Below are 19472 nucleotides of genomic sequence, written 5' to 3'. Positions count from 1 at the left end.
GCGAACGCTGGAACCACGGCAAGGAGGCTGGGGACCAGACCGCCGCGCTACGCCAGACCCCGGTGTCGGGCAACGCCATGTTGAAGACCCAGGATCACTACCGGATCGAACGCGAAGAAACGCCCAATGAAGTTCGCGCGCGTCTGCCGGTTGACCGGAAAGAATGGGACGCCAACAGCTATCACTCGGCCATGCTACGCAGCCCGGAAAACCACCGCTGGGTCACGGCCATGGACATCGCCATCGGCCAGGCCGAGTGCCTCAACGACCCGTCCATGCGCGAGGTGCTGGTGGCCATTGCCGATTGGAAGCTGGATGAAGATCGATACAACGAGATCATCGGTCTTCGCGGTTGGTCACGGCTTGACGTCAAGTCCCAGGCGCTGGTGACGGACAGTTACTTGTACTACCGACGAGGCAAGTTTCCCGCCACTGAGCAGGTGTCATTAGAACCGCCGTCGCTGCTCGCGCGCGTCGTGAAGAAAGGAGCAGTCCGGTGAGGGAGCGCCAACAGCACACAAGAACTCGGCCGAAGCTGAAGGGCTATTTCTGGATAGCCCTGGTACTGACTACTGCATGGCTCGGTTTCGTCGGATTCGTTGACTACAAGGCACAGGTTGATAACGTGAACATTCATGACATAGGTTCGGTCCTGCGCTGGGGTGTCGCCAGTATTCTCGGAGTATTAGGAGTCGCTTACGGTGTGCACTGGTGGGCCAATGCCGTAGCCAATGAAAAGGCCGAGCTTGCCGCCTACAAGGCAACGGTCATGGCCCAGAATGAAGAGCATCGGGCCACCTACCAACGGACCTATGCGCTGGAAATACGCGGCACGGGGCTTGCCGTTCATGGTTGGCATCAATCGTCCATTTGGGAGCTGATTCAGCGCAAAAACGATAATTTTTCTTCTATCTATTCCCGAGACGCTACGGACTACAAAGCCTCGGTGACGACGCGACAGATTATCCAGTCCTCCGCTGTTCGTGCCGCATTCAAGTACTCGGCCGGCAACGCCGTGGCCTACTGGCCTATCCCGACCTTCGCCATCGCCCCACCCAAGCTGCCGGAACAAACGGGGGCCCCCGGCAACATCCTTGGTGGTCGCAATGCCGCAACCCTGGGCGTCACCCTGTTTCTCTGGCAGGACGCCGAGAACACCACCCATGCCCAAGGCATGATCGAGCGGCTGTTCGCATTTTTTGATGACAACCCCAAGCCGCCGCAGGCGTTGATCATCAGCCGGGACGGCGATGTCACCCGCAGTGCCTATCGCGTGCCTGGGACCCCCGGCCTGCAAAATGTTCATGTCGTGCCCTCGGTGTTCGAAAGCATGACCGGCTTGCTGGTGGCCCGTGCGGATCGAGTAGAGCGCTTTCTGCGCCCTTATGCCACCGACACACGGGAAAACAACCAGGACAAAACCAGCGACCTGGGCAAGTTGTGGGCGTTTTACTGGAACCGTGACAATGCTTTCGAAGACCAATATGCCGAAGCGCATCTCAAGGGCGCTAAAAACCCCATAGGCCCCGGCACCATGTCCACCGCCTACTGGCACTCGCAACTCCCCAGCCTCTGGCAAACCCTGAGCAACCGCGGCCCTGGCTACTTCGAACCGTCGCCCTGGCTACCGGTACGCTGGGCCCGGCATCAACTCAAGGAGTTCGACGCCTCGCCAGTGCTTGGCTACCTGCACCGCCCGATCAAAGTCGTGCTGCACGATGAACAGGGCAAACGCCTCAAACCCGCACTACGGGCCAAAGCCCTGCAAGCCGGTTGGCTCGAAGCCCTGGCAAGCCTGCCCGAAGGTGAACAGCCGGTACGGGTGTTTTACGACAGCACCGACAATACCGATGGTGAGATCGCCCTGACCAACGCCCTGCACACCCTCAACACCGATGGCCATGGCCTTGAGCTGGGCAATGTCGACGAGGGCTACGACATCGGCCGCCGCCTGGGCAACACCGGGGTCAGCAGCGCCCTGGTGCAGATCAACCTGGCGACCATCGCCAGCTACCAGGACGGCGGCGTCAGCGCCGTGGTCTATGCCGGCGCGGACGGCAGCCTGAGCGTGCAGATGGTCCGGCCTCCGGATCAGGCGCGCAAGGCAAAGAACCAGGAAACCCGCGGGGTTGATCCGTTCATGTTCGGCGCGCCTTCAGCCAGACCATAAGTCATCCTGCTTACCTTGGTTATGTCGCGGCAGGTGCAGCGCCACAAACCTGCGGGTGGTCTAAGCCGAAGGGGCTGTTACGGCAGATAAAGCCTGAACAAGCCCCCGCCCAACGCCCCACCATTGGCGATCTCGATCCGTCCCTTGATGCCATTGCGCTCATGCAACGCCGCAATCCGTGCGGCGAAATACAACCCCAGCCCGGTGCTGCCACTCTGCGCTTCAATCCCTTGCACGTAATCGTGCTGACGTTCGAGCATTCGCGCCGGAAAACCCGGACCATCGTCATTGATGCTCAACAGCAGTTGCTCGTCTTCGTCACTCACCGTAATCAGCAAGGTGTGACCGGCATAGCGGATGGCGTTGTTGAGGATGTTGGCAACCACTGAGCTCACCAGCTCGCGGTCAAAAAAGCCCAGCGGGCTGGCCGTCTCGATGCGCCAGCTGGCGAGGATATCGCGGTGCTGGAGCAGGTTCTGCTGGGCCGCCAGTTGCGCTTCGATGAAGTCTTCCAGTTCATGGTAATCCGGACACATCGGCAACTGGTTGACCCCCAGTTTGTACAGCCCCAGCAACTGCACCAGCATGCCGTTGAGATGGGTGAACTCGTGCTCCATCACCCCCTGCTCGCTGCCACCGCGCTGGGCCTCTGGAAGTCGCGCCAACCACTGACCGTGAGCCTGGGTCAGGGCCGACAGAGAGTTTTTCATGTCATGTACGGTGGAGGCGATCACCGTGGAAAAATCCAGCCCCTGATTGTCCTGGTTCATGCGCCAAAAGCCCGGATATGCAGTTTGCGGTAACGGTCATAGCGACTGTCACTTTCAGGGATGCCGGCCACGCAAGTCAGGCAGGCACGGCATTCGTCCATGATTGCCGGCGGCGGCGTTTCCCCGCCAATGCGCAACAATGCCTGAGCGGTGTTGAGGGCGATACTGATGTTCTTTGGCTGCAGCGTCAGGGCACGCCGGAACAGCCCCAGCGCTTCACTGAGCTGGCCGCCCTGGTAGCTGCGCACGCCTTGACGGTTGAGGTCGACGGCTTCAGTCACCGCGCCCAGCACCGTCGGGTCGTCAGTCAGGCGCGACACGCTCTGCATCACCTTGGGGTCATCGCCGTAGGTTTCCACGCAGTTCTTCAGAATCGAAGTGCCCGCCGACTCCTGACCCAACGCCTGCAACTGGGTAGCCACCACCAACGCCGCTTCGACAGAAAAAAACTGCTCCATCTTGTCCAGGCGCGCCATGGCTTGCTCGGTCAGTTTCGCCGCGGTCTCGGCATCACCGGCCTGTTGCAGGCTGGCCGCTTTCATCAAGCGTGCACGCACCTGCAAGCCCTGGTCCTCGACGTTTTCCTTGGCCACTTCGCTGAGCACAGTGTTGATCTCGACCCGCGTGCGCGCATCCAGGCCGTTGCCGGCGTTCTTGTTCATCAACGCCTGAACCAGGCCCAAATTGCTCTCCGGATCCTTGTAGCGCGAGCTCTGGCCCTGACTGACGGCGTGCCGATAAGCCTTCGACGAGGTGTCGAAGTCATCGTTGCTCAGCGCCAGCTTGCCCAGCATCATCTGCCGGCGCACCGCCAGGGGCGAGAGGCGTACCGCCTCTTCCAGCACGCCCTGGGCGCGCTTGTTTTCACCCTGCGCGATCAGCACCTCGGCAAGCCCGTCGTAGAGCCCAGGCATCAGCGGAAAAGCTTTGAGCGCCTGCTCATACACGCCCTGGGACTGGGAAAACTGATTGCGTTTATTCAGCAGGCTGCCCAGGGCAGCGTACGCCCAAGGAGTGGCCCGGCTGGAGATAATGGCGGTCAGAAACTTTTCCAGTTCGTCGTAACGATTCAGGTCGCGCAGGGCATCGGCGCGGTAACGCAAACACAACGGCGCAAACCGCGGGTCTTTCTTGCACAACTCGGCGCAAGCAGCCAACACCTCTGCCGGACGGCCACGGTCCAGAGCCTGAAGGATCGGCTTGAGCAACGTCTTGCGTTGCACCAGTTTCTCCAGGCGCTGGGCCAACCCGCTGCGGTTGAACGGCTTGGTCAGGTAGGCATCCGGCTCATGTTCCAGGGCACTGAGGACAATCGCCTGGCTGGTTTCGGCGGTGACCATGAGGAACACACACTCATGGCTGATCAACTTGTCGAGGATCAGGTCTTCCAGCACTTGCTGGCCGTTCTTCTTACCGTCCCCCAGATGGAAATCCTGAAGGATAAAGTCATAACGCTTCTGCGCGCACATGCGCAGCGCCTGCTCACCGCTGTCGGCCGTATCGACATCACGGACGCCCAGCTCACGCAGCATGGAGCGGGCGGAACTGCGAAAGTCGGAGAAATCATCGACGATCAGAAAACTTTTTTGGCTGTAGACCTGCATCCACGAAACCTGACATGGCAAAGAAAAAAAAGGATGCACAGACCTCAACAACCACAGGCTGGCTTCGCGGGTAAATCGGGGTCAGGCACAGGCTCCGGTTGCCGCAACCCGGAACTGATTGTCACCACTGCGCTTGGCTTCATACATGGCCAGGTCCGCAAGGTGAATCAGGGTGTCCATGCCCGCGGCATGATCCGGATAAATCGCGACACCCAAGCTGATGCCCACCTGCAATAGCTCACCGGAAATGATCATCGGAAAAGCCAGCGACTCGATCACATTGCTACAGACCAGCCGCACTTCCTCCTCCAACCCCATTCCGGGTGAAAACCCTTCAAGGATCAGTACGAACTCATCGCCACCGATCCTGGCCACAGTATCGGCCGAGCGCAGCATTTGCTTGAGCCGCTTGGCGGTAAACATCAGCACCTGGTCACCGACGGCATGGCCATTGCGGTCGTTGATCGCTTTGAAGTCGTTGAGGTCAATGAAGGCCAAGGCTACCCGGGTATTGGTGTCACGGGCCTTTTCCAGAGCCAGCGCCAGGCGCTGTTCAAGCACCAGGCGATTAGGCAGCCCGGTCAGGGCATCATTGTGGGCCAGGCTCTGCAGTTGATTGGCCCAGGCTTTTTCCTCGGTGACATCGCGTACCACGCCGATCATTTTCACCGCCACACCCTGATCATTGCACACCACGTTGCCGGTCTCGCGCAGCCAGCGAACGCTGCCGTCGGGCCAGACCACACGGTACTCTTCGTCGTGGTTTTCACCGGTCTGGATGCAGCGCAGTTCACCGGCCCGGACCCGAGCGCGGTCATCTGGGTGCACACTGGCGCAGAAGCGCTCATAGCTGGGGACGATTTCCCCGACCTGAAAGCCGAACATGGGGTAGATGGCGTCGGACCAATAAAGCGTTTCGGTACCGATATCCCAGTCCCAGGTGCCAATGCGGGCAAAGTACTGGCTGCGCTTGTAGCGCACGATATCTTCCGGCTGCACAACACCACCCGGTGCTGGCCGCAAGCCAAGGTCATCAAGATGCTGGTGGCACTCGCGCAACTGGCGTTCGAGGCTACGCCCGCGCAGCAACGCACGTACCCAGAGGATCGAAAGCATACCCAGGCCGATCCATGGCACGGCGATGTACAGCAACTGCGTCATGGTAAAGCGCTCAACAATAGTAGCGAGTAGCCATCATCTTAGATCCGCGGCCCCTCGTAAAGCCTGGCAACGGCCAGGCCTCAACGCACCGCCTGGCAGCTCAACTCTGCGCCGTACCATTTCACCTTGGCTTCGCCCTGATGCTCCCAGAACTCGACCCCGTCAGCACCATACTTGCTACCGCTAGCTGCGGGCTGGGCGATAGCGATGGTCTGGTCATCGCCAAATGTGAGTACCGCCGCCTGGGGATCAAGCTGGTTGTAGAACACCGCGGTGAACGGCTTGCTGTTGTCATCGCAGTCAAATTCAACTGCGGCGGGCACCTGCACTGCGCCTGACTGGATCTGCAGCTTGACCAGGCGGATCTGGTACTGCTCACGGATACAGGCGTCAGCATCGTTGGCTTTCCAGCACTCGTCGCGGCCCTTGATCCAGCCGCGTTGCGTTGCCTTGAGCTGCTTTTGCGTATCGCTGTCGGCTTGTCCGAGCACGCGTTGGTAAAGGGCCGCCAGGTCACGATCAAGCTTGCTCAGTTGCGGGCTCTGGCACACTTTCAGAGCCATGCCCTCGGCCTTGTCGCAGGAAAACGATGGTCCTTCTGCAGCCAGCACGGCGCTTGTGGATAACAGGCCAATCAGCAACACCTGGGTGTGCGTGCGGAACATGGGTAATGCCTCCAGCAGAATGAGTCCTGCCAGAGAGTACAGCAGAAATTCATCCGCCAGCCGCAGCTCTGCGAGTCAGGCCAGCAGTCCCAGGACCTTGGCCCGGGCGACAGCCTGAGTCCTGCGCTCGACTCCCAGCTTGCTGTTGATATGGCTGGCATGGGTCTTGACCGTATGCAGCGAGATAAACAACCGCTCGCTGATTTCCTGATTGGAGCAACCCTGGGCAATCAATTCCAGCACCGCCCTCTCCCGTGCGCTCAACGCTTCACCGCTGCCACTGGCAACCTCCGCACTCTGCGGTGTTGGCAACAGTGCCAGAAGGCTTACCTGCACCGGACTCGCAGGCTGCATCAGCAACTGTTCGCGCAGCCACAGCGGATGTTCCTGCAGCAAGGTCTGGAACGGTTGCAGGGCACCGCCACCTGCAGCCTCCAGGCTCAATGAGAGCAAATCGCGGGCCTGCATTTCGCTTTTGTTGGCCAGCAGCAAGCCGAGCCATTGGCACAGCGCGGTGACATAGAGCATGTGCCCACCGCTGGCCTGGCCCCGCTCCACCAGCGCTTGCAAGCGTTGCCCGGCCTGCTCAAAACGTCCCTGGGTACGTTCGAGCAAGGCTTGTTGCAGCTCGATATGCAGGGGCAACAACGGATGAAACTCCGGTGCCGCAGCGGCCTTTTTGCCGCCGTAGGTCTGGCCCAGGCGCAACAGCCAGGACTCGGCCAGATCGATGCGCCCTTGCGCCAGCCACAGCTCGCATTTGATCAGAGTGATCATCGCCAGATAGAAAATCGGCGGTACGTCCCAGATATGCATCAAGCGCTCGGCCTCGGCCAGTTCGGCGAAGGCTTCGGTAAAGCGGCCCTCGCGCCCCTCCAGCGAAGCAATCACGCAATGGCCGATCAGCACGCTGATATCGCGACAGGCCCGCGCCTCGACCAGGCCGGCACGCAGGCGGCTGCGGCCGGCATCCGGTTGCATACGCGCGACCAGCAAATAACCCTCGTACAAGGTCAGGCGTGCCCGCGCCGCGTACAAGCGTTGTGCTGACAGTCCTTGCAAGCGGTGCAATCCCTGGCGCACCTCTTCCAGCGCGCGCAACACTTCGCCACGGGCATGCAGCACGCGCGCGCGGTCGTAGTGCGCCAAGGCTTCAAATAGTGGGTTGCCGACCCGTTGGGCCAGCTCCAGTGCCTCGCGGTTCCAGTTGCGCGCCCGCGGGAAATCAGCGTCGGCAATGGCCAGGTTGGACAGTGTCGACAAGCACACCAGGCGCTGGCCATAGCGCTTTTGCGGCAGGCTGCGCAGGGCCTCGACACAGCACGAACGGGTACGCTCGCGGTCGCCACGGCCACGGGCAATGACCCCGCTCAAAGCCAGCCACTGCGCCAGCATGGACTTCTGCGCCGTCGCCGAAGGCGCCGGCAGGAAGTGACTCAAATGACTGGCCAGTTCTTCGGCGGCATCGAGTTGCCCGGCCAGGCCCAAGGCCCAGCTGTACAGCACAATCAGGCGTGGTGTGCTGATCAGCAGGCTGTCAGGCAGATCCATTTTCCAGCGCAGCAACATGCCGACGTTCTGTTCGGCCAGCAGTTGCTCTTCGGAAAGGTTCTGCACCAGGTTGGCAGCGACATCCAGGTGCCCGGCCCGCAAGGCCTGCTCTACCGCTTCGTCGAGCAGCCCCTGGCTGTGGAACCAACGGCAGGCGCGCAGGTGCAGGCTCGACAGCGGCAGGCTGGGCTGGCGACTGCGCAGCAAGTCGGAGAAAAGGTGGTGATAACGGTACCAGCGCCCGTGCTCGTCCAGTGGCACCAGAAATACCTGGTGGGCCTGCAGGTAACGGATAATTTCGGCACTGTCATGGCTGTCGCGCAGTGCGTCACACAGCTCACTGCAGAAGCGTTCCTGGCAGGCGGTGTCGTTGAGAAAGCCCTGGACGTCGGCCGGCAGGATATCGATCACTTCTTCGAGCAGGTAATCGCGAATCAGCCCCTCGCCACCATGCAACGCGTGCGGTAACGCGCTGTCGGCGCCCGACTCACTGGCCGCCAGTTGCCAGAAGCGCAACCCGGCAATCCAGCCGTCACTGCGCTGGATCAGGTTGTCCAGCGCCTGGCCACGCAATCCTGTGGGCTGCTGACCCAACACCGCCAGCGACTCGTCAGGCGTCAGGCGTAAATCCTGTTCGTTGAGTTCGAGCAGTTGCCGCGACAGGCGCAGGCGCGCCAGGTGCCAGTCCGGACGCACGCGGCTGGTGACCAGCAGCACCAGTCCTGGCGGCAGGTGATTGAGGAAGAACTGCAAGCAGCGATCGAGCACCGGGCCCTGGACCAGATGGTAGTCATCAAGCACCAGCAACAAAGGATTGTGTGGTTGCAGGTGACGGGCCAGCTCATCGAGCAGGCCATCGAGCCATTCTTCAAAGGCAAAGGGTTGATGGCGCTGACGCATCTTGAGCAGGCCCAAGGCCTGATTGCCCAGCGCCGGGCAATACTGCTGCAGACCTTCAAGCAGGCGTTCGAGGAAACGTCCCGGATCGTTGTCGCGACGGCTCAAGCCCAGCCACAGGCTGCTCCAGTGATTGGGCAAGGCCTGACAGAACTCCACCGCCAGGGAACTCTTGCCGAAACCCGCTGGCGCGGTGACCAGCAACAGTCGGCCACCCAGCCCGGACTGCAAGCGCTGGCACAATCGCGCACGCGGCACGTGCCCTTCGGGCAGTGGCGGGCGATAGAAGCGTCCTTCCAGGACGTTCATGGCCTGGCTGGCGAACCCTTGCGTACGGGACAGATCAGTCATGGCCGGCTCGTTTTAGTTAGAGAATCTTCGGCAGTACGGATCAGGGCAGACTAGCGGTTAAGCACACACATTTGAAGATGATTGCCGCGCTTTGTGGAAAAAAGACTACAACAAAAAGCGACAACTCCTTTGCCAGGCAGGCTGCGCAAACAGAAACGCCCCGGCAAGCCGGGGCGTTCTGGGAGATCACACGGAGGTTTGAAGCTTAGCGCACACCTTCCTGGCGAAGCGCTGCGGGCTGGAAGTCGCTAATGCTAGCCGAGAATCCGAAGTCGTAAGCCTTCTTCTCCTCGTTCTTCATGCCCAGTGCCAAATAACGACCCGACTGCAGGTCGTAGATGGCTTCCAGGGTGTACCACGGCACCTGGACGTTGTAATAGTCCTGGGAGTGGGCCTCGGAAACGCGCCACAGTTGATCGCGACCGTCGTACTGGTCGATCACTGCGGCCTGCCAGGTGTCTTCGTCGATGTAGAAGTCACGCTTGGCGTAGATATGACGCTGACCCGGCTTCAGGGTTGCGACCACGTGCCAGACGCGGCGCAGCTCGTAACGGCTCAAGTCCTGGTTGATGTGCCCAGCCTTGATGATGTCGCTGTACTTGAGTTTCGGGTCGTCGAGCTTGTAGCTGTTGGAGGCAATGTACATCTCTTTCTTGCCTTCCAGTTTCCAGTCGTAGCGATCCGGTGCACCGTTGAACATGTCCAGGTTGTCAGAGGTACGCAGGCCATCGGCTGCAGTACCCGGACCGTCGTAGGACACCTGCGGTGCCTGACGCACACGGCGCTGACCGGCGTTGTAGACCCACGCCTTGCGCGGCTCCTTGACCTGGTCGAGGGTCTCGTGGACCAGCAGCACAGTACCGGCCAGACGCGCTGGAGCCGTTACTTTCTGCTTGAAGTAGAACAGCACGTTGCCCGGATTGGCCGGATCGTAGCCCTTGATCTTGTCACGGAAGACGAACTGGTCCTGGAAGTACACCAGACTGTAGGAGCCATTGGTTTGCGGCGTGGCCTGGGTTACCAGACGGGTCACGCTGCCGCCGCGATAACGGGTGATGTGGTTCCAGATCACCTCGACACCGCTTTTCGGAATCGGAAACGGTACGGCAGTGGTGAAGTTCTCCAGACCGTTGCCGCCAGCGACCAGGTTGGTCTTGGTGGCGTTTTCCTTGATCGCGGCAAACACATCAGCCGGCACGGTGGAGCCACGGTGGGTCGGGTACACCGGGATCTTGTAGCTGTCCGGATAGCGCTTGAGCATCGCGATCTGACCCGGGGACAATTTGTCCTTGTACTGGTCGACATTCTGCGCGGTGATGGTGTAGAGCGGCTTCTCGTTAGCGTACGGGTCGGCAAGGAAACCCTTGGCATCAACAGCGCCAGCATTGGTGGCCAGCGGCTTCCAGGCGCTGATCGAGCCATCGGCGTTACCGGCCTTTTCCGCGCCCATTGGCGTCAGGGTCGTGCCGAGCTTGGCCGCCTCGTCGGCGGACACCGCCGCCATGACGCTGGTGGCCAGCAGCGACAGGCCCAATACACCGGCTTGCAGCAGATTCTTGGTCATTTTCATGTTCATGCTCGTCCTGAATCCGTGTTCTTAGAAGTTCACGCCGAAGCTGAGGGCGATGAAATCGCGGTCATCCACAGTGGTGTACTTGCCGTCGAAGAAGTTGGTGTACGACAGGCTGGTGGTGTAGGTGTTCTGGTACTCGGCGTCCAGGCCCAGGCTGATTGCCTTGCGCCCTTCCTCGAAGTTGCCGCCAGGGCCCGGGGAGTAACCGGAGACGTCATGCGACCAGGCCACGTTAGGCTTGAGGTTGACCCCGGCGAACACGTCGTTGTAGTCCCAGATCGCCCGCGCGCGGTAACCCCAGGAGGTGCTGGTGGTAAAGCCGTCGTTTTCACATTTGCGCGAGAGGTTGGTTGTAGGAGCGTTATTGCCAGCGCCGGTAATGGTCCGGTTGTTGAGGAACTCACAGGTATTCACCGGGCCAGTAGGCTCCAGCGGCCCCGGACCGTAGACCGGGTCGCGGCCATAGCGCATCTTGTGCGCGCTCTCCAGGCCGCCAACGTGTGTAACACCGACTTCACCGACAACGGTCAGGCGGCTGGCACCCATCACCTGGTCGAAGAAGTGGGTGAGCGTCGTTTGGAACTGGGTGATTTCCTTACGGGTGTAGCCATGCTGGTCCTGGCCTGGAACGCCTTTAAGCAGCGACGCGTTGCCCAGGCCCGGGATCGGCGTAACACCGGAGTAGAGGATATCGGTGGTGTTGAGCTGGACCGGCGCGTTAGGCCGGTAGCTCAGTTCGCCGCTCCACGCAGTACCGGTAGGCAGGGTGGTGGAGAAGCTCAGGCCGTACAGGCGGATGTCTTCCGGGTACTCGACGAAGTACTGCGAATTACCGGCGACAATCAGCGGCGCCAGCGCCTGCAATGCTGGCGGCAGATTGCGCAGACCGGCATAGACCGACGGCGCAGCGCCGGTGGCACTGAAAATCGGCGCACGGCTGTGGTAGTTCATGAAGTAAGCGCCAAACTCGGTATCCAGCGGCTCGAACATGTAGCGCATGGCCACACCGAACTGACCACTGTCACGTGCATCGCGATCCGCGCCACGGTCGACCTTCACACCTTCGGTGTTGATGTCGACGCCCTGCTGCCTGAGGAAACCCAGTGCCTGTGGTGGCAGGCTGCGGCTACTGTTGAGCAAGCGCAGGTTGTCGGTACAGCCATCGGCGATGACGTCAGGCTGGGAGAAGAAGGTACCGCAGTTGTCGACGACCGTCTGGTCCCATTCGATCTGGTAGAAAGCTTCGGCCGACAGGTTGTCGGTCAGGCTCTGGGACACATAGAACATGTTGACCGGAATCAGGCCTTCCTTGACCTCGGCGCCAGGACGGCGGAAGGCGGCAACGTCGATCGGGTTGATCGAGTTGATACCGCCGCCGATGAAGGTACTTTCACCCCAGCTGACCACCTGCTTGCCCAGACGCACCGAACCCGGCTGATCGGCGATGGAGTAGTTGTGATAGACGAAGGCGTCGAGAATCTGCCCACCGGCGGACTTGGCGCCCTCTTTGCGGTTGGAATCGCTGATGTCCTTGAACTCGCGGTGTTCATCCTTGAGTTCGAAGTCGTACCAGTACTTGCCACGCACGAACACACCGGTGTCGCCGTACTTGAGCTCCAGATCATGGATGCCCTTGAAGATTTTCGAGAAGGTCTCACCGCGCTTGAAGTTCAGGTGGCCGTCGTCGGAGGTCTGCGACAGACCTTTGCCGCCGTTGTTGACGCCAATCAGGTTCTGATTCGGCTTGGCCGTCGACCAGCTCGCGCCCACCGACAGCGACGAGTCAAACGAACCTTCGATTTCACCGATATTGAAACTGACGCCGAATGCAGGACCGGCGAGCGTAGAAGCGAGGCTGACAGCCAGGGGCAGTTTTGCCCGGCGCCAGAACAGATTTGCTGATGTCATCGACGCTACTCCATGTACTTTTATTTTTATGGCAGTGAGTCCTTTGCAGAAACGCCTTGGTCGACCGGTGTGAGCGCACACGAAGCGTCGAGCAAGTAAGCTGGCACATTCATGTGCTCCCCCCGTTCCTGAAAATCCCCTGACCCGACTATAGCCAGCAGGTACTGGTGCTAGATCCCTCTAAAGTGTGATTTGCATGTCAGCCCCTGAGGCACGGCTTTGTGAACTGGCCACGTTGCCGGCAGGGGGAAGAATGGCTGAAAAATGTCATTTGGCAAGGCCTGATGCGTCTAGCCTGCGGGTCGCACCCGATTGGGCACGACCCGCCGCGCATTACAGGGTTGAGAGGAACGTGCTGTTACTGGCCTGCCATTGAGTGATGTCCAGGCGGATGCGCTTCTTGTCGAGCTTGCCGACGCTGGTCTTGGGAATTTCAGTAACAAGGGCAATCTGACTGGGAATTGCCCACTTGTTGATGTGCCCAAGTTCGACGAAAGGCTTGAGGTGCTCCTTCAGCGCTTTGGCATCGACATTCTGATTTTCATGCACCACCAGCAGGGCAAATGGTCGCTCGCCCCACTGCGGGTCAGCGACCCCGACCACCGCGACCTCGCGTATCGCCGGATGACGGCTGATCAGGTCTTCAAGCTCCAGCGAAGATATCCATTCACCGCCGGTTTTGATCACATCCTTGATGCGGTCGCGAATATCGATCACGCCCATGCTGTCGAGGGTCGCTACATCACCGGTGTGCAACCAGCCGCCCTGCCAGAGTTCGGCGCCCTTCTCCGGCTCGCGGAAGTAGCCCATGGTCAGCCAGGGTGCGCGCAGCACCAGCTCTCCCTGGGTTTCGCCATCGGTCGGGAGGAAGTTACCCTCAGCATCGACAATCGCCGTTTCCACCAATGGCACCGGCACCCCGGCCTTGATCCGGTAGGTGATGCATTCATCCTCGCTACCCGCCAGCAGCTCCTCGTTAAGGTGAGCGCAGGACACCAGCGGACAGGTTTCGGACATGCCGTAAGCCGCTGTCAACTGGATGCCATGGGCTTTGGCGGCCTCGTACAGGGCACGGTTCAGTGCGCTGCCGCCAATGATGATCTTCCAGCCGCCGAAGTCCTGGGTTTGCGCGCCTTTGGCGTTGAGCAGCATCTGCAGGATGGTCGGTACGCAATGGGAGAAGGTGACCTTTTCCTTGCGCCATAGCTCGCAGAGCATCTCCGGCTCGTAGCGCCCAGGGTAGACCTGCTTGACCCCGAGCATGGTCGCCACATAGGGAATGCCCCACGCATGCACGTGGAACATCGGCGTGATCGGCATGTACACATCGTTACTGCCCAGCAGTCGCACACTGTCGATACTGCCGGTCACCGAAGCGGCGGCCAGGGTGTGCAGCACCAGTTGCCGATGGGTGAAGTACACACCTTTGGGGTTACCGGTGGTGCCGGTGGTGTAGAACGTGGTGGCTACCGAGTTCTCATCGAAATCGGGAAAGTCATAGGCGGGGCTGGCTGCAGCCAGCAGTTGTTCATACTCGCCGACCAGGTTCGGCAGCTCGGCGGTCTTGGCCTCGCCGTCAGTCAGCAACAGGGTTTTCTCCACCGTGGTCAGTTGCCCGGCGATGGACTGGTACAGGCCGACGAAATCGCTGTTGACCAGCACAAAGCGGTCGTCGGCGTGATTCATGGTGTAGAGGATCTGCTCGGGCGACAGGCGCACGTTGATGGTGTGCACCACCGCGCCGATCATCGGAATGGCAAACATGCATTCCAGATAGCGGTGGCTGTCCCAGTCCATCACCGCCACGGTGTCACCGGCTTTGACGCCGGCCTCGGTCAGTACGTTGGCCAGGCGCGCGATGCGCTCGTTGAGCGTCAGGTAGTTGTAGCGCAACTTGTCGCGATAGACGATTTCGCGGGTTTTCTCGTAGCGGCTGCCAGACATCAGCAAGCGCTTGATCAACAGTGGAAACTGATAAGCACCTTCGGCAGGAGGAATGATACGAGTCTGTAGCATGGGAGTCCCTTTTCTAGAGTGCACGGGCGGGTCAAGACATGACCCACTCTAGAACGCCACAACGCCGGCCAAATCAGCCAAAGGAATGATTTGACCGGGTAGAGCCTAAGGGCAAATAGCCATCAATGCATTTCGGTGAAGGCGATTTTCACCCCGAGGGCAATCAGAACCGCGCCCATGGTGCGATCGAACCAGTGCCCCATACGGGCAAAGCCGGCGCGCACGCGCTGCTGGCTGAACAGCATGGCCACCAGGCAGAACCACAGACCGGTAGCAGCGGCCAGGTAGACGCCGTAACCGGCCTGGATGGCCAGCGGCGTATGCGGGTTGATCACCACGGTGAACAACGACAGGAAGAACAGCGTGGCCTTGGGGTTCAGACCGTTGGTCATGAAGCCTGCGACAAACGCTGCCCGCGGCGTGCGCTCGACCGTCGACGCCTGCACGGTGTCGCTGCCCGGCGCGGCCGGACCTGCGCGCAGCGCCTTGAAACCGATATAGAGCAAATAGGCTGCCGCCAGCCATTTGAGCGCGTTGAACAACACAATCGACTGCGACACGATCAGGCCGATACCCAGCAGCGAATAGCCTACATGCAGGAAGATCGCCATGCCCACGCCAAAGGCCGTCCAGGTGCCGGCACGGCGCCCATGGGTGACGCTTTCGCGTACTACCACGGCGAAATCAGGACCGGGGCTGGCCACGGCCAGCAGGTGAATCAAGGCAACAGTGAGAAATTCAGCCCAATACATGGGGGCTCCTTGCGGCAGTGGGTGAAATCAGAGACCCGTACATTACGCCCTAGACACACCCAGTAACAACCAGTGGGAGGCTTGACTCTCCCCTTAGGGACAACCGCTAGCCTGGGCGCTTTGCACGACAGAGCAGCCCTCCATGAACAAACGTGTACTGGTGGTTCTCGGCCACCCCTCGAACCGGAGCTTCTCCGCTGCCTTGAGCAGCGCCTATGTCGCCAGTGCCCGCGCCGTTGGTCATGACGTTCAGGTGCTGGAGCTGGGCGCACTGGACTTCGATCCGGTGCTGCGCGACGGCTACCCGCGCGTTCAGCCCCTGGAGCCCGACCTTCAACACGCGCAGTCGCTGATCCGCTGGGCAGAACACCTGGTGTTCGTGTTCCCGATCTGGTGGGGCGGGATACCAGCGCTGATGAAGGGCTTTTTCGACCGCGTGCTGCTCCCCGGCTTTGCCTTCAAGTACCGCAGCGACTCGCCCTTCCCCGAGCAACTGCTCAAAGGCCGCAGCGCCGACCTGCTGGTGTGCATGGATACGCCGCCCTGGTATTACCGCTGGGTGTACCGCATGCCGGGCCTGGAACAGATGCGTCGCACCACCCTGGGCTTTTGTGGAATCAGGCCGCAAAAGACGTTAACGTTTGGTCCCATCATCAGCTCGAACACGGCGCAACGCGAGGCCTGGCTGCAGCGGGTACGCAGGCTGGCCAGCGCCAGGTAAAAAAGGACTTTCGATGTACATTGGCAAAGCGGCTCAACTGTCCGGCGCCACGATCAAGTGCATCCGCCACTACGAGAAGATCGGCCTGTTGCCCGAACCGAAGCGTCAGGGCAGCTATCGCATCTATGATCAACAGAGCGTTGCGCTGGTAAGCCTGATCAAATGCGCACAAAAGCTGGGGTTCAGCCTCAAGCAGATGCAGGCAATGGTCCGCGACAACGGCCCCGGTGAGCTGCCGCTGGCGCGCATCCGCCAGGCCGTAACCACCCGCAAGGCCCAGTTGCAGGCACAAATAGCGGACCTGCAGCAGCAACAGCAGAGCCTGCTGGCCTTTGAAACCAGCCTCGAACAGACTCGTTACGATTGCTTCACTTACCCGACCTGAGCCCTACCGTCATTCACTGGAGCTTCCATGTCCGTCCCTCGCCACGCTGTGTTCCTCGACCATCACTCCCTGGACCTCGGCGACCTCAGCCTAGACCGCCTGCGCGCCTGCTTCGACGCGCTGCAACTGTACCCGGCGACCAGCCCCGAGCAGGTGGCGGAACGCTTGCAGGGCGCGACCGTGGCCATCAGCAACAAGGTGATGATCGACGCCAGCACCCTGGCCGCCTGCCCCGTCCTGAAACTGATCCTGGTGGCCGCCACCGGCACCAACAACGTCGACCTGCAGGCGGCACGGGCCCAAGGCATCGTGGTCAGCAACTGCCAGGGATACGGCACTCCTTCGGTTGCCCAGCACACCCTGGCGCTGCTTCTGGCGCTGGCCACGCGCCTGCCGGACTACCAGCAAGCCGTTGCCGACGGCCAGTGGGCCAAGGCCAAACAGTTCTGTCTGCTGGATTTCCCCATCGTCGAACTTGAGGGCAAAACCCTCGGCATGCTCGGTTATGGAGAGCTGGGCGGGGCTGTGGCGCGCCTGGCCGAAGCCTTCGGCATGCGCGTGCTGCTTGGGCAGTTGCCCGGACGCCCGCCTCGCGAAGACCGCTTGCCACTGGATGAACTGCTCCCGCAAGTCGATGCCCTGACGTTGCACTGCCCGCTCAACGAGCACACTCGCAACCTGATCGGTGCGCAGGAGCTGGCCCTGCTCAAGCCTGGCGCCTTCGTCATCAACACTGCCCGTGGCGGCTTGATCGACGAACAGGCCCTGGCTGACACCTTGCGTGCCGGTCATCTGGGCGGGGCCGCCACCGACGTGTTGAGCGCCGAGCCACCGGTCAATGGCAACCCGTTACTGGCCGACGATATTCCGCGCCTGATCATCACCCCTCACAGCGCCTGGGGTGCAGTGGAATCGCGCCAGCGTATCGTCGAGCAGTTGAGCGAGAACGCCGAAGCCTTTTTTGCCGGCAGCCCGCGCCGACAGGTCGGCTAAGCCAGGCCTGGCTCTGATAAACTGCGCCACTTTTTTCAGGAGCCGCCATCCATGGACCCGCGCAGTGAAGTGTTGCTTCGTCAGGCAGAGTTTTTCCAGGGCTCGCTGTTGCTCGCCGGCCTGCCTGCCGACGACCTGCTCGGCAAGCTGCCAGCAGCCCACGGCTGGAGCTGGCACGCGGGCGATCAGGCGGCGCTCGACGCCCGCTTTGCCGGCCGCAGCCATTTCGGCGTAGAAGCGCCCGCTCAGGGCTTCGAGGCGGCCGTGCTGTTCCTGCCCAAGTCCCGCGACCTGGCCAACTACCTGCTCAATGCCCTGGCCTCGCGCCTGGGCGGACGGGAGCTGTACCTGGTCGGGGAAAAGCGCGGCGGCATCGAGGGCGCGGCAAAACAGCTGCATGCCTTTGGCAAACCGCGCAAGCTCGACAGTGCCCGCCACTGCCAGCTGTGGCAGGTCACCGTAGAACACGCGCCTGCGGCCAAACCACTGGAAAGCCTGGCCGAGCACTTTGAACTGGAACAGGCTGAAGGGCCGCTGAAGGTCGTCAGCCTGCCGGGTGTGTTCAGTCATGGTCGCCTGGATCGCGGCAGCGCCCTGCTGCTGGAAAATCTGGATCAACTGCCGGTTGGCCATGTGCTGGACTTTGGTTGTGGTGCCGGCGTGCTCGGTGCGGCGATCAAGCGCCGTTATCCACAAAGCCGGATCACCCTGCTTGATGTCGACGCCTTTGCGGTCGCCAGCAGCCGCCTGACCCTGGCCGCCAATGGTCTGGAAGGTGAGGTCATCTGCGGCGATGGCATTGATGCCGCCCCGCGCGATCTGGAGGTGATCCTGAGCAACCCGCCGTTCCACACCGGCGTGCACACCAATTACCAGGCCTCGGAAAACCTGCTGAAAAAATCAGTCGATCATCTGAGAAAAGGTGGCGAACTTCGCCTGGTTGCCAACAGCTTCCTGCGTTACCAACCGCTCATCGAAGGCGCCCTCGGCAACTGCCGGGTACGCGCCGAAGGACAAGGCTTCAAGATCTACCAGGCAACACGCGGTTAAAATCAGCGCTTGCCGAAACGGATTTGCCTAGGCAGAATCCGCTCCGTCCTAGGGGAGTAGTCTCCCGCGAGCGCCCAGCTCGCCCGGTACGCGTCAACATACTTGGTCAACAGACCATGGCGCGTGCGACCCACGGTCCGCACAGACGGACCCAGGGTTTGACAAGACCTATGACACGAACACCTTACCCGGGGCGGGAAGGCTGTACGTGTCATAGCCGTGTCGACCCGCCCCCGTAGGAATCCTGATGCTGGAATCATTGCTCGTCCCGACTGCGATCGTCGCTCTCGCCGAAATTGGCGACAAGACCCAATTGCTCGCGCTCATCCTCGCCGCCCGCTTTCGCAAGCCCTGGCCGATCATCGCCGGCATCATCGCCGCGACCCTGGCCAACCACGCCGCTGCCGGTGCTGTCGGTGCCTGGGTCAGCACCTTCTTCTCCGCCGCTACCCTGCACTGGATCCTCGCCGCCAGCTTTGCTGCCACCGCTTTGTGGACGCTGATCCCGGACAAGATGGATGACGACGAGGCCAGTACCGCCCGGCGCTTCGGCCCGTTCCTGACGACCCTGATTGCGTTCTTCATCGCCGAAATCGGTGACAAGACCCAGGTCGCCACGGTAATGCTGGCTGCCCAGTATCCGCACCTGATCATGGTCATTATCGGCACCACCCTGGGCATGTTGATTGCGAACGTGCCGGTGGTACTGGCGGGCAACTTTGCCGCCGAGAAACTGCCATTGACCCTGATCCGTCGCCTGGCTTCGGCCGCGTTCTTCGTATTGGCCGCCGTGGCGGTGTACTCGGCGATGCAGGTCAGTGGCTGGATAGGCTAGACATGATCGCGGGGCAAGCCCCCTCCCCCCCCAACCCCCACCCCCCCGCGGGAAAGAGATTTCCCCCCCA

The 19472-nt window shown here is 61.1% G+C and carries 16 protein-coding genes and 1 riboswitch; of the genes, 7 read left to right on the top strand and 9 right to left on the bottom strand.

What is annotated here, in order from left to right:
* Positions 1-500, top strand: a 500-nt coding sequence (locus ACO6VD_RS26350; protein WP_422422793.1) for an effector protein Tle3 domain-containing protein, incomplete at its 5' end; no start/stop codon positions are given.
* Positions 497-2170: a type VI lipase adapter Tla3 domain-containing protein gene (locus tag ACO6VD_RS26345; protein WP_422422792.1), complete on the top strand. Its 1674-nt coding sequence runs from the start codon at positions 497-499 to the stop codon at positions 2168-2170. The genes ACO6VD_RS26350 and ACO6VD_RS26345, both read left to right, overlap by 4 nt.
* A gap of 77 nt (positions 2171-2247) precedes the next feature.
* On the opposite strand, the gene ACO6VD_RS26340 is transcribed toward ACO6VD_RS26345, so the two are convergent.
* From ACO6VD_RS26340 to ACO6VD_RS26300, 9 genes are all read right to left on the bottom strand, one after another.
* Positions 2248-2940 (bottom strand): sensor histidine kinase, encoded by a 693-nt coding sequence (locus tag ACO6VD_RS26340; RefSeq protein ID WP_422422791.1) that lies wholly within the window; start codon positions 2938-2940, stop codon positions 2248-2250.
* Entirely contained in the window at positions 2937-4544 is a 1608-nt protein-coding gene (locus ACO6VD_RS26335; protein WP_422422790.1) for a response regulator, read from the bottom strand. The genes ACO6VD_RS26340 and ACO6VD_RS26335 overlap by 4 nt, the downstream gene beginning before the upstream one ends.
* Before the next feature lie 81 nt (positions 4545-4625).
* Complete coding sequence (locus ACO6VD_RS26330) at positions 4626-5705, bottom strand: diguanylate cyclase domain-containing protein (protein ID WP_422422789.1); 1080 nt, start codon at positions 5703-5705, stop codon at positions 4626-4628.
* 80 nt (positions 5706-5785) lie between these two features.
* A complete protein-coding gene (locus tag ACO6VD_RS26325) occupies positions 5786-6370 on the bottom strand; it encodes an MliC family protein (protein WP_422422788.1) in 585 nt (194 codons plus the stop codon).
* Between the two features lie 75 nt (positions 6371-6445).
* Positions 6446-9169, bottom strand: coding sequence for a LuxR C-terminal-related transcriptional regulator (locus tag ACO6VD_RS26320; protein WP_422422787.1), 2724 nt, complete (start codon positions 9167-9169; stop codon positions 6446-6448).
* 205 nt (positions 9170-9374) lie between these two features.
* Positions 9375-10739, bottom strand: coding sequence for a DUF1329 domain-containing protein (locus tag ACO6VD_RS26315; protein WP_422422786.1), 1365 nt, complete (start codon positions 10737-10739; stop codon positions 9375-9377).
* Between the two features lie 27 nt (positions 10740-10766).
* On the bottom strand, positions 10767-12650 hold the full coding sequence (locus tag ACO6VD_RS26310) for a DUF1302 domain-containing protein (protein WP_422422785.1): 1884 nt from the start codon (positions 12648-12650) through the stop codon (positions 10767-10769).
* Between the two features lie 333 nt (positions 12651-12983).
* Complete coding sequence (locus ACO6VD_RS26305; RefSeq protein WP_422422784.1) at positions 12984-14666, bottom strand: fatty acid--CoA ligase; 1683 nt, start codon at positions 14664-14666, stop codon at positions 12984-12986.
* Between the two features lie 122 nt (positions 14667-14788).
* The gene (locus ACO6VD_RS26300; protein WP_038614684.1) at positions 14789-15418 is read right to left on the bottom strand and encodes a LysE family translocator; all 630 of its coding nucleotides are present in this window, start codon (positions 15416-15418) and stop codon (positions 14789-14791) included.
* A 142-nt stretch (positions 15419-15560) separates the two neighbouring features.
* On the opposite strand from ACO6VD_RS26300, the gene ACO6VD_RS26295 reads away from it, so the two are divergent.
* The 5 genes from ACO6VD_RS26295 (at position 15561) to ACO6VD_RS26275 (ending at position 19402) form a co-directional block, all read left to right on the top strand.
* Positions 15561-16139, top strand: coding sequence for an NAD(P)H-dependent oxidoreductase (locus ACO6VD_RS26295; protein WP_422422783.1), 579 nt, complete (start codon positions 15561-15563; stop codon positions 16137-16139).
* Between the two features lie 13 nt (positions 16140-16152).
* Entirely contained in the window at positions 16153-16524 is a 372-nt protein-coding gene (locus tag ACO6VD_RS26290) for a MerR family transcriptional regulator (protein WP_422422782.1), read from the top strand.
* 27 nt (positions 16525-16551) lie between these two features.
* On the top strand, positions 16552-17517 hold the full coding sequence (locus ACO6VD_RS26285) for a 2-hydroxyacid dehydrogenase (RefSeq protein WP_422422781.1): 966 nt from the start codon (positions 16552-16554) through the stop codon (positions 17515-17517).
* Between the two features lie 51 nt (positions 17518-17568).
* The gene (locus tag ACO6VD_RS26280) at positions 17569-18567 is read left to right on the top strand and encodes a methyltransferase (RefSeq protein WP_422422780.1); all 999 of its coding nucleotides are present in this window, start codon (positions 17569-17571) and stop codon (positions 18565-18567) included.
* A gap of 38 nt (positions 18568-18605) precedes the next feature.
* Positions 18606-18727: riboswitch (yybP-ykoY riboswitch) on the top strand.
* Positions 18728-18814: 87 nt separating this feature from the next.
* Complete coding sequence (locus tag ACO6VD_RS26275) at positions 18815-19402, top strand: TMEM165/GDT1 family protein (RefSeq protein WP_010225776.1); 588 nt, start codon at positions 18815-18817, stop codon at positions 19400-19402.
* Positions 19403-19472 lie beyond the last annotated feature (70 nt).

The organism is Pseudomonas sp. GZD-222, assembly GCF_049310525.1.
Taxonomy (GTDB): domain Bacteria; phylum Pseudomonadota; class Gammaproteobacteria; order Pseudomonadales; family Pseudomonadaceae; genus Aquipseudomonas.
Note: the sequence above shows the minus strand (reverse complement) of the source record. Positions and strands in the feature narration are given on the sequence as shown.

Excerpts from the sequence above, each read along its gene's own strand:
- ACO6VD_RS26340 (WP_422422791.1), bottom strand. The coding sequence starts at position 2,940 with ATGAACCAGGACAATCAGGGGCTGGATTTTTCCACGGTGATCGCCTCC.
- ACO6VD_RS26335 (WP_422422790.1), bottom strand. The coding sequence starts at position 4,544 with ATGCAGGTCTACAGCCAAAAAAGTTTTCTGATCGTCGATGATTTCTCC.
- ACO6VD_RS26330 (WP_422422789.1), bottom strand. The coding sequence starts at position 5,705 with ATGACGCAGTTGCTGTACATCGCCGTGCCATGGATCGGCCTGGGTATG.
- ACO6VD_RS26325 (WP_422422788.1), bottom strand. The coding sequence starts at position 6,370 with ATGTTCCGCACGCACACCCAGGTGTTGCTGATTGGCCTGTTATCCACA.
- ACO6VD_RS26320 (WP_422422787.1), bottom strand. The coding sequence starts at position 9,169 with ATGACTGATCTGTCCCGTACGCAAGGGTTCGCCAGCCAGGCCATGAAC.
- ACO6VD_RS26315 (WP_422422786.1), bottom strand. The coding sequence starts at position 10,739 with ATGAAAATGACCAAGAATCTGCTGCAAGCCGGTGTATTGGGCCTGTCG.
- ACO6VD_RS26310 (WP_422422785.1), bottom strand. The coding sequence starts at position 12,650 with ATGACATCAGCAAATCTGTTCTGGCGCCGGGCAAAACTGCCCCTGGCT.
- ACO6VD_RS26305 (WP_422422784.1), bottom strand. The coding sequence starts at position 14,666 with ATGCTACAGACTCGTATCATTCCTCCTGCCGAAGGTGCTTATCAGTTT.
- ACO6VD_RS26300 (WP_038614684.1), bottom strand. The coding sequence starts at position 15,418 with ATGTATTGGGCTGAATTTCTCACTGTTGCCTTGATTCACCTGCTGGCC.
- ACO6VD_RS26295 (WP_422422783.1), top strand. The coding sequence starts at position 15,561 with ATGAACAAACGTGTACTGGTGGTTCTCGGCCACCCCTCGAACCGGAGC.
- ACO6VD_RS26290 (WP_422422782.1), top strand. The coding sequence starts at position 16,153 with ATGTACATTGGCAAAGCGGCTCAACTGTCCGGCGCCACGATCAAGTGC.
- ACO6VD_RS26285 (WP_422422781.1), top strand. The coding sequence starts at position 16,552 with ATGTCCGTCCCTCGCCACGCTGTGTTCCTCGACCATCACTCCCTGGAC.
- ACO6VD_RS26280 (WP_422422780.1), top strand. The coding sequence starts at position 17,569 with ATGGACCCGCGCAGTGAAGTGTTGCTTCGTCAGGCAGAGTTTTTCCAG.
- ACO6VD_RS26275 (WP_010225776.1), top strand. The coding sequence starts at position 18,815 with ATGCTGGAATCATTGCTCGTCCCGACTGCGATCGTCGCTCTCGCCGAA.